12 protein-coding genes are annotated in these 12430 nt (G+C 52.4%); 5 read left to right on the top strand and 7 right to left on the bottom strand.

Going from position 1 to position 12430, the window contains the following annotated elements:
• The first annotated feature begins 3 nt into the window (after positions 1-3).
• Positions 4-3432 carry a dermonecrotic toxin domain-containing protein gene (locus ACP7CJ_RS00920; protein WP_426099641.1) on the top strand — a complete coding sequence of 1143 codons (3429 nt, stop codon included), beginning with the start codon at positions 4-6 and terminating at the stop codon, positions 3430-3432.
• Positions 3433-3736: 304 nt separating this feature from the next.
• On the opposite strand, the gene ACP7CJ_RS00925 is transcribed toward ACP7CJ_RS00920, so the two are convergent.
• The 4 genes from ACP7CJ_RS00925 to ACP7CJ_RS00940 all read right to left on the bottom strand — a co-directional run bounded on the left by ACP7CJ_RS00925 (position 3737) and on the right by ACP7CJ_RS00940 (position 7563).
• Complete coding sequence (locus ACP7CJ_RS00925) at positions 3737-4399, bottom strand: class I SAM-dependent DNA methyltransferase (RefSeq protein WP_426099640.1); 663 nt, start codon at positions 4397-4399, stop codon at positions 3737-3739.
• 88 nt (positions 4400-4487) lie between these two features.
• A complete protein-coding gene (locus tag ACP7CJ_RS00930; protein ID WP_426099639.1) occupies positions 4488-5429 on the bottom strand; it encodes a DMT family transporter in 942 nt (313 codons plus the stop codon).
• A gap of 130 nt (positions 5430-5559) precedes the next feature.
• Positions 5560-6552, bottom strand: a complete 993-nt coding sequence (locus tag ACP7CJ_RS00935) for a PLP-dependent cysteine synthase family protein (protein ID WP_426099638.1) — start codon at positions 6550-6552, stop codon at positions 5560-5562.
• Between the two features lie 27 nt (positions 6553-6579).
• Positions 6580-7563: a hypothetical protein gene (locus ACP7CJ_RS00940; RefSeq protein ID WP_426099637.1), complete on the bottom strand. Its 984-nt coding sequence runs from the start codon at positions 7561-7563 to the stop codon at positions 6580-6582.
• A gap of 527 nt (positions 7564-8090) precedes the next feature.
• Here ACP7CJ_RS00940 and ACP7CJ_RS00945 point away from each other — a divergent pair.
• Positions 8091-9044, top strand: a complete 954-nt coding sequence (locus ACP7CJ_RS00945; RefSeq protein ID WP_426099636.1) for a LysR family transcriptional regulator — start codon at positions 8091-8093, stop codon at positions 9042-9044.
• 192 nt (positions 9045-9236) lie between these two features.
• Here the strand turns inward: ACP7CJ_RS00945 and ACP7CJ_RS00950 are convergent, their stop codons facing one another.
• A complete protein-coding gene (locus ACP7CJ_RS00950) occupies positions 9237-9572 on the bottom strand; it encodes an ArsR/SmtB family transcription factor (protein WP_426120540.1) in 336 nt (111 codons plus the stop codon).
• 293 nt (positions 9573-9865) lie between these two features.
• On the opposite strand from ACP7CJ_RS00950, the gene ACP7CJ_RS00955 reads away from it, so the two are divergent.
• Complete coding sequence (locus ACP7CJ_RS00955; RefSeq protein WP_426099634.1) at positions 9866-10288, top strand: GFA family protein; 423 nt, start codon at positions 9866-9868, stop codon at positions 10286-10288.
• Positions 10289-10514: 226 nt separating this feature from the next.
• Positions 10515-10610 (top strand): hypothetical protein, encoded by a 96-nt coding sequence (locus ACP7CJ_RS00960; protein WP_426120541.1) that lies wholly within the window; start codon positions 10515-10517, stop codon positions 10608-10610.
• A gap of 108 nt (positions 10611-10718) precedes the next feature.
• On the opposite strand, the gene ACP7CJ_RS00965 is transcribed toward ACP7CJ_RS00960, so the two are convergent.
• The gene (locus tag ACP7CJ_RS00965) at positions 10719-10994 is read right to left on the bottom strand and encodes a type II toxin-antitoxin system RelE/ParE family toxin (RefSeq protein ID WP_426099632.1); all 276 of its coding nucleotides are present in this window, start codon (positions 10992-10994) and stop codon (positions 10719-10721) included.
• Positions 10994-11266 (bottom strand): CopG family ribbon-helix-helix protein, encoded by a 273-nt coding sequence (locus ACP7CJ_RS00970; RefSeq protein ID WP_247397627.1) that lies wholly within the window; start codon positions 11264-11266, stop codon positions 10994-10996. The genes ACP7CJ_RS00965 and ACP7CJ_RS00970 overlap by 1 nt, the downstream gene beginning before the upstream one ends.
• A gap of 623 nt (positions 11267-11889) precedes the next feature.
• Here ACP7CJ_RS00970 and ACP7CJ_RS00975 point away from each other — a divergent pair.
• On the top strand, positions 11890-12381 hold the full coding sequence (locus tag ACP7CJ_RS00975; protein ID WP_276196670.1) for a CS1 type fimbrial major subunit: 492 nt from the start codon (positions 11890-11892) through the stop codon (positions 12379-12381).
• Positions 12382-12430 lie beyond the last annotated feature (49 nt).

The following is a 12430-nucleotide window of genomic DNA, read 5'->3' on the forward strand; positions in this document are numbered from 1 at the left end:
GCCGTGGGCTTCCTCGACGCCAAGTTCGAAACCGTCGCCACCTTCATGGGCCCGGCCGGGGTCAATCTGAGCAAGCTCACGCCGAGCAACGTCGTGCTCTCGGTACGCGGCGTGTGGATCGGCCAGCGCTACGCCGATGAAGTCAAAGCCAAGCTGCAAAACCCCGGCAGCCAAGGCTACCCGCTGCGCCGCGATGCAACGCTGACCATCAGCCAGCTACAACTGCACAGCGCTGCGCTGGAGTCGCGCCTCAAAGGCCATATCGCCCAGGCCGATCTTGATTGGCTTGAGCGCGCCATCCACAGCCTGGATGACACGTCGGCCGAAACGCGCAACACCTACTGCGTGCATCGCCTGATGATCGACGGCGACTGGGTGATCGACACCCTGCTGTTCAGCCACAGCGTGAACCCGGTGCTGCTCTACACGCCGCAGGCGCCGGATGGTGTTTTCTTCCGTGAAGCCCGGGTGTTCAACTACCTGCTGAAAAAAGTCGACGGCATGCTCGATTACTTCAGCGCGCGCGTCGGTGTGCAGTCCCAGGTTCGGGTGCGAGGTTTTCTGCAAACCGCCAAGGCCGGCCTGCCCGCAGACCTCAACAGCACCGACCTGAGCCCGGCGCGCTACGACTCAACCGAACGCGTTGCGCCCGTGCTCGACCTGCGCCACCTGCTGCACGACATGAAGCTGCAGCGCAAGATCGACGACGTGGCTGCCACCACGGTCAATCGCAGCGACATGATCATGGGCCTGATCTGGAGTTGCCTCGAACCGCTGATCGCGATTGCAACCGCGCCGTTTCCGGTGTTGAGCCTGAGCCTGGGCCTGTTGCTGGCGCTCAAGGACGGCATGCTTGCCCTGCACGCCTATAACCAGGGCGACACGCATGCCGCGCTGCAACACTTTATCGGCTACCTGAGCAACAGCCTCGGCGCCGTGTTCAGCGATCTGCGCCCGGCACTCAAGTCCATCGGCCCGTTGGCGCGGCCCATGCGCCACCTTATGCGCCCGGCGGTGCAGCACCAGTCCATGGCGCTGATCAAACAACTGGAGCCACCGACCCCCGCACCCGCCGGCATGCAGGCGGTGATGTTCGAAGGTCGGTCGTTGTGGGCCACGAAAACCCCCGATGCGCTAGGCCGCTATCTGCTGTTTCATCAGGACCCGGTGAACGGAAAACTGCTCTCCACCGCACGCCTGGTCAACCAGAATGCCGAGGGGCACTGGGTGCGCTCGGGCCTCACCGGCGGGGTGCCGACACCACCTGCGCCGACACCCCACGCGTTGCAGCGCTATGAAGTGCCGACGGAGCGGATCAAGGACTATGAAACCGTGCTGACCCTGGAGTTTGGAACCCTCTCCAGCGTGGATGAGTTTTTCGGTGATGGAACCCGCAATGCCCTGCTGATCTATGAAATGGGCCCGCTAGAAGCCCCGTACTTGAAGGCATACCGGCAGTTGCGCAGCGATGCCGACACGTTCTTCACACAGCTGCAACCCATCGTCCCCAGGGCCGATGTACTGGCCTTTGAAACAAACGCGACCCATCGGCACATCCTTGAAAGCGCCTTCAAGGAAAACCAAGGCCTGGTCGTGGGCGCCGTGCCGAGCTCGCTCGCTGGCAAACAGTTGCTGATCGACAACATGCACGCCCTCTACGCGCTTGGCGTGCGGCGCCTGTACATCGAATACCTGCCGGCGGACCTGTTCAGAGTCAAACTCAACAAGTTCAACGCCGGGGGCAGCTACAGGCACATCAGCGCCTATCTGAAAAAAGTCGAGAAAGCCCTGGGGATCGCCAAAGACTCGCCGCACGCCTATCGCGCCTTGATGCTTGCGGCGCGTCGCGAAAAAATCGCCGTCTGTGCGCTGGATGCGTCCACTGGCTACGAGCTGGACAGAGCCTTCTACCTGAGAAACGGCGCGCTGGTCAGTCCCCGGCCCAATGCCCAGCGAAACTTCTACTCCCATAAACTCATCGAAGCCGATATCGCCGAAAACCCCACAGACGGCTGGGTCGCCCTGGCTGACAGCCGCCGCACCAACACCCACACACAAACCCCGGGCCTGGCCGACCTGCAAAAGACCCTGAGTGTGCGGGTCGAAGACGTCGCCGCCGGCCAGCCGGTGGGTGTCTGGAACGACTCCGCCGGCGCGATCGCCGACGACCCGCTGGCCAAAGCCGATTTCAAGTTGACCCTGCAAACCCCGTACACCGCGCCCCCGGCGTTCATCAGCGCAACCCGCGACGCAAGCGCCTACAGCGACTTCGACATAGACGCACGGTTCACCCACGAGCTGCATGAAATGGGCAAAGGCGCCCATCCGTTCGACACCCGTTACGGATCGCTCGACCACAAAATAGCCGCCGCCGAAAGCGCCTTCAGGAAAACCCGCGAACGCCTGGATAAGCGCGCCGAGGAGTTTTTCAAAACCGCTGAACTCCCCGCCCGGCCGACCTTGCCGGACTTGCCGGCGCACGCCACGCAAGCCGACTTTATCCAGGAGAGCTACAAACACGCCCCAGGGCTGATTATCTGTGAGAGCCACGCCGAGCAATCGAGCAAGGCGTTGCTGATCGATCAGATGAGCACGCTCAAGGCACACGGGGTCAAAACCCTCTACATGGAGCACCTGTTCACCGACCTGCACCAGGCAGACCTGGATACGTTCCATCGCACAGGGGTCGTGTCAAAATCGCTCAAAGACCGACTGTGGACCCTGGACCGTGGGCAAATGCCCGAGTACCGCGGGCCGCACACTTACACCAGCGTGGTGGACGTGGCGGGCAAACACGGGATGCGCATACGCGCATTGGATTGCGTATCCAGCTACCACACCAAGGGCATGGCCGCAGCCGATACGTCGCGCCTTTCGATGTTCAATTTTTTTGCCGGAGAGGTCATCCGCAAGGACCAGGTGGCCCAAGGCGCGCATAAGTGGGTGGCGCATATGGGGAGTGCTCATGCGCACCCTGTCGCGGGCATTGCGGGCGTCGCTCAAACTCAAGGAGCCATCAGCCTGCGGACCTTCGACGTCCCAGCGGGCACCGCCACCGAGTTGCGTTCAGGACTGCAATGGACCGTCGCCTATGGATCGTCTTTGTACCCCAACCGGCTCACGGCGATCCGCAGCGACTTCACCTTGAGTGTCGCCGTCTCAGGCGCACGTCCCCTTCGCGCCTATGTTCCGGTCGATCGTTCACGGCTGACACACCCCGGACAGTTCATGGTCGAGCAGCGTTCACCCCACGCAGTGAACCTGGTGCATCACTCGCGCACTGGCGAGATTCTCACCACGCCGGTGCAGATTGACGATCAAGGCCGCTTCTTCATCGAGCGCTGGGCCGAACTGAAGGACGAGCGGTTTAGTGCGTTTGAACGGCTGCTCTCGGCGCTTGAACAGGTGATCAAGCTTAAGCATGTTGAGTAAGCCTGGTCATTGCCCCTGCCGTGGCGGGCAGGGGGTTGGAAAGGGGAGCCCACTGAATTCGGAAAATCGTAAGCTAAGGCTCTCCGATCTGGCTAGGGCTGCCAGGTTGGGTTTTGGGGAGCAATGAAACCAATAAGCTATGAATTGTTTAGGAAGCGCCTGAACAGAAAGTGCACTTAACCCCAGTGGCTGTCCGCCCTTCGTATTCGATAGGGCGCAGGCCGCTTAGCTCAACCTGATTCTGTAGCTCCCTACTTTGACAAGCGCTTAACTAAGACGCCTATTTATTGTGATCCCAGTCCAACTATTCAGTCGCAATGTGGTTAATTATTTGGTTTTTATGAAAAACCCAATAATGCCCGCCCTCAGCCTCTAGGTATCTGGCATCGCGTACACAAAACTGAAGTTCTATCATAGAAGATAAAACCTCTAGCCTAACGAAGTCCTCAAACTTCGCTTTACTCATATAACTATTTCGAGTGGATACGATAATAAACCCACCGCCAGCACAGTAATCGATCAAAGACAATAATGCCTTGGGCTCTACGTGTCCGTGTGTGAACATACCACAGCTGACAACAATCCCATACTGCCTGCCTCGGTGGTTTTTTGAACGAATATTAAGATCAATCCCCCCGCGAAGACTGCGGTACACTTGAGTTTTTAAGGCCTCCTCCACCATCTGCTCGGACAGATCAATTCCGTCGATTATATTAAAACCTCTTTCATTGAGGCCTACCCCCACAAGCCCAGTACCGCACCCCGCATCCAAAATACTTGTATTGTTGAGCCCGTAGCTTGTTGCAACCAACCGAACTAGATCACAGGTCACTTGAGGGGCGACCCAACTCTCGTTTTCAAGGTCCTTGTTGTAATGGGTGGCCCAAGCTTCATAGTACTGCTTGAGGCCCTCCACATTATCCTTAAATACATGAGAACGCTTGACCGCTTCATATGATTTACGCATATTTCGCCCATCCCATCTTGGTTTAATTAAAAGTCTCATAGCGTTGCAAGCTAAGCTTGGCGTTTGGTTAAAAGTTGGGGTTAAGCCGTCACACCTCTCGCAAACGCCCCTTCCTAAGTTCATAATACAGACACAACACTACCCCTAATATGATTAGAAAACTTCCAAAAGCCTCAAAACTTGTCGGAAGCCGCTGCTCCCAAATCAGACTAAGGATAGCCCCGAAAATCGCCTCAGTAGCTAATAGCGGCCCCGCGAGCGCTGCCGGTAGCCTTTGAGCTGCCCGCACCCAAATATAAGTTCCATACCAAGAGCCAATAAACCCAAGACCAAGAATCCATAATAATAAGTTTCCAAAAATAATTGGCGAGAACGTCGCCGCAGGAGTCGAAATTAATGCCATTGGCAGAAGTAGAAGAGATCCGGCTCCGGCTCCGACCGCAACTAATGCAGTCCAATATCTGGTCGTTGGCAAACCAACCCAGGTGCGCTGGGCATGAGCATTCAACACTACAAAATAAGTCCACGTCGCACTGGCGAGAAGCGCCAAGCTAATACCAAATATTGATAGGGCCGTGTAATGAGGCGACTCCCCAGCAGACTGCGTAAGACTAATACTATATATCCCAATAAAAATTAAAGTGACAGAGGACAATAGCACGCCCCAAGGGGTACGACGTTCCAAGATGTTTCCCACAGCGGCAATACCGATTGGCGCAGAACCCGCAATAATAGCGGTGACAAATCCGCCACTGAAGGTGACCGCATATGAAACAGCAATATAGAAGACTAAGTATCCAATTACACCCAGATGCAAAGCGAATAATATTCGCCGCAACGAAACTTTTTTCATCTCTTCACGATCGACATACAGCACAAAAATACCACAAAGCCCAAATACAATGTACCGTCCAGCAACCAATAGTAATTCCCCTGCTGGCTGTACAGCCGTTGGACCTATATATGCAAAGCTCCACAAAAACGAAGCTACCAGCGCAGCTATTATATCGCCCCGCGAGAAATCAAGCATTTTACCCCCTGGCCAGAATAACCGTAATCCGTCTTACAGATCCAAATGCAACAGGCTATATCCCCTGAATCACCTTGATGCCAGAAAAATGATACGCAACCAAAATTTATAAACGCTACTTATACTAAGATCAAATCTCGCTAACATCCTGAGTTGCGAAACCGTGATAAGCTAGCCATTCATCGTCGTATATTTTGGAGAGATACTTAGTGCCGCTATCAGGCAAGACAGTCACTATTACTGCTGGTTTCGGTATTGTTTTAGCGAGTTCAAGACAGCCCCAGACATTGGCCCCAGAACTTCCCCCACAAAACAATCCTTCTTTACGCGCCAGTTTTTGGCAGGTTTGAAATGCTGATTGGTCGTCAAATTGAATCACGTCGGTCAACACATTAAAGTTCATACATTTGGCTAGATGATCCTCGCCGACGCCCTCTACATAATAGGGTCGTATCAGGTCAGTATCTACCAACCCATGATGAAAATAATGATGATATATAGAACCGATCGGATCTAGCAAAACCACACTAATATCAGGAATTTTTTCTTTTAGAAAACGGCCTACCCCACAAATCGTCCCACCAGTACTTCCAGAAGCGACGAATGCTGAAATAGTTTTTCCAAAGACCTTAAATATCTCTGGGCCTGTCGTGAGATAGTGGGCTTCCGCATTTAAAGGGTTATCATATTGATTTAGCATGAACGAATCCGGAGTCTCAGCGTGGATTCGCCGAGCAACAGAAACGTAATGATTTTCCGATTCTGGAGGAACACTGGTTGGACAAACTATGATCTCGGCCCCCATCGCTTTTAGGGCATTCTGTTTTTCCTTGCTGACTTTATCGGGCATAGTCAGAATGGCGTGATAACCGAAAGTCGCAGCAAACATTGCAATAGCAGCACCGGTATTGCCGGATGTATTCTCAACTATAACTGAGCCTGGCTTAAGCTTGCCCCTTGACTCCGCATCACGGAGAATATGAAAGACCATGCGATCCTTAATACTTCCACCTGGATTCAAAAACTCTAGTTTCGCGAAAATCCGCACACCTTCTGGAATGCCCAATTTTGTGAGTTCAACGACAGGTGTGGAACCAATTAGCTGTAGTATGTGCTTTGGCATGAGATCGATCTGCAGATTGTTAACAGTTTACCAATCAGTTGATTCCAGCACCGCAACCGTATGGCCTATTTGAATTCCGTCCTGAAACCCTTGTAGCGCTTGAACAGCACTCAACTCATAACCCGCCAGAGCTTGCTCAAACTCAAGTGCATCGCTACTTTCGACTACGAACGTTGGCTTGTTAAAGATAACTTTCAGAATATCTACTGGATAAAATTTAAAGGGGCCAAAGCCAGCTTGTTCCCAATGAGCATACCCACCAATAACGTCCTCAGGCTCAGATTGCACCTTCCAAGTATAAGCGAGAATTCTGCCGCTGTAGTTAGTTGCCGATGCAAGTTTAAGTGTGACTTCAAGAGGCACTCGTCCACCAATCGAGGATAGAATCCTACCGCCTGGTCGGAGTATAGAACGTGCATTTTTCAGCATAAGAAAGTGTAGAGAAAGTAGGTGTTGCGAAACAAATTTCGGGAGATTCTCCTTGCGCCTAGCGGCAAAAGTCGAACTATTCTGTCCACTATGAAGATCGCTCTCAACCTCAATCGGAATGTTCGGCAAATTCTCGTAGAGAAGGTCCGCTCTAAAGTTAGCGTCTACCACTGGACTTATCATGTCGCCAGTGCCCGTGGCGACCAATATGTCACTCTCCCTTATATTTCCTACAATGTTTTTAGCTGCGAGTGATACGACATCCTCATGTAAATCCGTTATAAAAATATTTTTGGATTCAAGAATTTCTATCGCCGCCAGGGCATCAAGACCCGCACCGGTACCGATCGTGCAAAAGTCGCGAGCACGAAAACCTTCCTTAGCCAAAATGTGGAACGCCGGCGCAGTGACGCTAGCAACCCAATCACTCAGTAAATCGTCGTCCTTCGGACGGTAAGAGCGGTCGCTGAGGTGGATCTCAAGCACCTCCTTGAGGCGTTCGGCGTGGTGGAGCCCGAAGAAATTAGCTGTTTTTACGTCGATATGAAACGATTCAATTTTCCCGTTAGTTAGCGTATTCATATTGGGTGCTCCCTACTGTTTCATAAAAGTTATAACTTCTATATAGCCTCAGGTGACTGGGTTGAGCGCAAACTGATATCTCTCGAGAGAGAGCATTTTTCTGTCGATCGAGGGGTGATCCTAGCTCTCAAGCCGGTCGACAAGAGTCCAATACCTAAGCATCTGATACTTGTCCGTTAGGTAGAACGATGGCAGGCCGAGCGGTGTTTGGAAAATTAATAATCCTCTATTCATAATAAGAAATTTTGCTACCTCGTTACGCATCGGTCGGCGGCTGACCAGGCGTGGGCTATCGCTCTGCGGGATTGCGGCTTCAAAATTTTCATATTTGCGAAGGCATACTCGTCGAACTGAAACAAAATGCGACGGATTGGATCCAACACGCAATGACTCATCCTATAATTACTGATAGATTCAAAGAAGATGGCAAGATTGGTTCGAAGGGGATTTGGGGAAGGCTTGCAGGTCGCAGTGATTGCTGCCAAAGATCTTACAAGCGCCGTTGAATAATGCTGGAGCATGGGGCAATGGAGAAGGAAATTTGGTCACATCTGGGCGACCGCCGTGCAACGTTAGAGCACCTGAGGACGTTCGCTACAATCGCTTTGGATGGCGGCTTCATAAGTGCCAGCAAAAAACTGCACAGATCGCAGTCCGCCATTACGCAAAATCTTAAAAAGCTTGAACAGATAGTAGGCTGTAAGCTGCTCGAACGGCGTCAAGGGCGAGTTATTGGTCTAACTGACGAAGGAAAGCACTTTCTACCTCAGGTAAATGAGATACTTAATACAGTCTCAGTTGCAATTGGAACGCTCCAAAAATCGCCTGTGCGCGGCCTTGTTCGGCTAGGGGTACCTGACGACTTCAGTATCGCTTATATATACAGCGCTTTATCGAGTTATTTTGCTGTAAATCCTCAATTGAAAGTCGAGGTGCACGCTACGCTCTCGGATAAAATCTTGACTTTGGTTAGAGCTAACGAGCTTGATGTCGCTCTCTTTAAAAGAACGACAGACTTCGAAGAAAATGGATTTTCCCACTACCGTCCACTTAAAACAGAATCACTCCATTGGGTTGGAAGGGAAAATACTAACTTTAACAAAAGCCACGAATTACCTCTCATTCTATTTCCAGAAGGTTGTTCGTACCGTAGGGCTGCGCTCGAAGTACTTAGGAAGGAGAATAAACAGGTAAAAATCGCATATACTGGATCGTCATACGAAAACATAAAAAAAGCGGTTTCTGCCGGATTGGGTATAGCAATACTCCCTTACAATGCCATTAGCAAGGATGAAGTAATTTTAGGTGAGGAACATGACTTCCCTACTTTGCCAAACTCCAAACTTATTATAGCAGTCAACTCGAGCGGAGATATTTATAGGCAGTTTGCCGACCATCTTGTTCGGTCATATCAAGGCAACTTTCCGACAATCTTGCCAGAGACACCGGAGACACCACCGAAGATAAAATTCTCCATGTAGCTCCGAAGATAACCCCAAAATAAAATCACCATCATATATTCTTCGCCATTACTCAAAATACGATTTCGATATCTTATTGCTCACAGCCTTACGCTAAAACTTAAAAGCAACAGTCATTTCATTTCGTCGCATTACCGACCAAGACGCTGAGAATGCATAATTAGAATATTGTTTTTTTATAACGGGCCTGTCTTACTTATGAAACAACCCTTCAACTCCCGGTAGGCCTTCGCAGCAGTCCGTGACAAAAAATGCTACCAGGGCCCTTGCACGTCCGGCGTCGATTCGGCAACGCTGCACCCTGCCTTGTCGCTCTTGAGTCATCAAGCCCGCAGCAACAAGCTGAGCAAGATGGTGGGCAAGAGTCGATTTGGGAATGCCAAGTTGTTGTTGAATCTCCCCCACGGCGAGCCCGGCATCCCCGACCCGGATTAAAAGTTGAAATATCTGTAGACGATGAGGGTGGCCGAGTTCAGCCATGCACCGCGCCGCGTCATCGAAGGCTATGTCATTCAAAGTATTTAGCATTCTATGATTTCAACCATGGGGAAGACATTTTCCAGCGCGATTCTCCTCAGACTGCTCCCGGCATCCAGGCTGCGGTGAGACAAAGCTCGCCACAAGCTCAATTCGCTCCACGCCAGTATCACGTAGGACCTCGTCGCTGAGGCTGTTGGTGAACCGTAAATTGGCACGACGCCGACGCGTTGTGGACAGAGTATCAAAAAATTGCACAATTCCGTTGAACATGATCGTTACTCAAAAGAACTATAGTTCCAGAATTGTAGTCCTAAAATCCATAATTACAAGGGGAGCGCGTAATGTCAGAGGTGGAGGTAAAACAGATCCGAGCGACCGGCGGATGTCTATGCGGTTCGGTGCGCTATATCGTTCGGGGCGAATTGCGCAATGTCGTTGCCTGTCACTGCGTATTCTGCCGCCGCTTGCATAGCCACTTTGCCGCCTACGCCGCCTGTGATAAGGCAGACCTTGAACTAATAAGCGTCGGCAAGCTGCGTTGGTACCGCTCATCGCCAACCACGCACCGTGGTTTTTGTTCTCGGTGTGGAGCACAGATATTTTCGGAAAATCGAGATGAGGGGTATATCTCGATTGCAGCTGGCACGTTCAACGAGCCAGCAGGGCTGACACTGATAGAGCACATCTGTGTGGCACAAAAGGGCAGCTACTATGAGATAACAGATGGCCTTCCGCAGAAAAGAGGTGGGACAGATTGCAACTGATGGAGCGTAGTTATACGAAGTGTGTTCTGAGGGGAATAGGGGGCTGACCCTGAGGGCTCCAAGCTGTCCCTGCAAACCCCGTACACCGCCGCCCCCGGCGTTCATTCGTTCGACATCCGATACGGATCGCTCGACTACAAAATAGCCGCCGCCGTGAATCCTGCCGGTCTATATCTCGCTCAATGTGCGTGGGTCGCCGGGCGTGGTCACAGATGTTGGTCAAGACGTGACGGGGATTTGGCTGGCTGGGGCAGGTGTTGGGCTGGGTTCCCCGGTCCCAACGCGGATTACCGACCAGCTCAGGGGGGCGCGATTTTTTTAGCGTTGATGCGTTCAGGAGGGCGTTTTGGAAGGCCGTCGCTGTGTCAATGCCACGGGCCATCGCTACCTGCAAATGACAGCGGCCGGTCCGGGCCCCAGTCCAGCCTGGCTATCGGTCTTCACGGGTGTGCCACAGGCGCAGCAGGTAGATAGTCGAATCCACTATCTCGTAACGCATCTCGTAATGGCCGATCTGAATTCGACGCACATCCCTTGGCTCGAACTCTTCCAGGCGTTCACCAATGCGTGGGTTGGTCAGCAGTGTGATAGGGGCCGCCGTGAGTTGCTGCACTGTTCGTGCGGCGGCAGGCTGATTCACCGACGCCAGAAACTCGTACAGCCGGGTAATGTCGGAAAACGCCTTGCTTGTCCACTTCAACTCCATCAGCGCGGCACCGTCAACGGAGTGTCGGTGCTGAGGCTATCAGCCCAGGCCTGGACAGCTTGGTGGTCAATAACGCGGCCAGCGTCAACATCGGCCAAGGCCTCACGGGTCAGGCGACTACGCTCTTCTTCCTGCTCTATCCAAGCGGACAGAGCCTGCTTGACGATCCAGTTTTTGGAACGCTCCAGACGCTCTGCCATCAAATCGATCTTTTGGGCCAGTTGCTCAGGGACGTGAGCCGTGACAGATCGGGTTTTCGCGGTGATTGCCATGCTGAGGGGGACTCCTGATTGAATTTGATATCGCCGCAGCCTGCCACTGACAGTTTGGCGGATGTAGCCACCCACTCACGGGTGTCCACATCGGTCGATCCTTGGTGATTGATTCTACACTAATATTCGTCGGTTCGATTTAAAGTCAATCATAGTGAATAGCTATGCGTCGTCAAGCGTGCCGCCAGGTTGGGCTTAACAAGGGAGAGGCGCGAAACGTCCATCTCCTACGTCAATAACACCGTGGTCAACCGGTGCCGCACAGTTTGAACGTATAGAATAATGCTCGCACGTAGTTTCAATACTACAGTCGCGGTCTTATCGGCTAAGTTGGTTTTTATATCTGTACTGCTTTTGTCGATATATCTGTGCGTCATTCAATTCTTACAGTCATTTTTTTAAAAGTCGTATTTATTGTATTTCTTCCTCCTGCGTAATGGCCTAGTGGCTTGCATGTTTCTCGGAGCGTGCCTGCATATCTTAAAGTTGATTTGATCGAATATGCCCTGGCGTTGAACGTTCACCAAAACACTGAACCTCAATGCCAGTGTGTTAGTTGGAAGTGAGTCCTGGCTTGCTTTTGAGTTAACCGCCTTCCTTTAAATGACTACAGGTATTCAAGCATGATCAAGAAGTTTACTGTTCTGCTCCCTCTGGCTGTTGCCGTACTGGGCTCTTCGGTTGCGATGGCCGCCAACGATGCAAGCACCACGATCAACATCAAGGCCGATATCCCTACCAAGCAGTTCCACGCTCAACCCCTGGACCCCAACTTCGGTCGTGACGAAATCATGTCCTACAACACCGTGACCGGTGAGTTGAGCACGCTGTCTTCCATGTTCACCCTGAAAAACACCGGTGGCTCGATCGACGCTTACCTGCAGGACGGCCCGGCATCGCTCACCAACGGTACAGACGCTATCGCGCTGACCATCAGCCTGGGCGACGTCGTCCTGACCGGCGCCCCTTTGGAAGTGGCTGCCGACGCAGAGTCCAACCCGGGTCTGCAAAAGCTGATGACCATCAAGGCCGCCAAGCCAGCGGACACTCAGAACGGTCAATACACCACCACGGCCACCGTGATCTTCGACAACGTGCCGCGCACCACGTTTTAAGCGCCCGGCAATCGATAAGGGTTTGCCTTATTGATCACACCCACCGACC

Origin of the sequence: Pseudomonas sp. PSPC3-2 (genome assembly GCF_049897085.1) — a bacterium.
In the GTDB taxonomy this organism is placed as follows: domain Bacteria; phylum Pseudomonadota; class Gammaproteobacteria; order Pseudomonadales; family Pseudomonadaceae; genus Aquipseudomonas; species Aquipseudomonas paraveronii.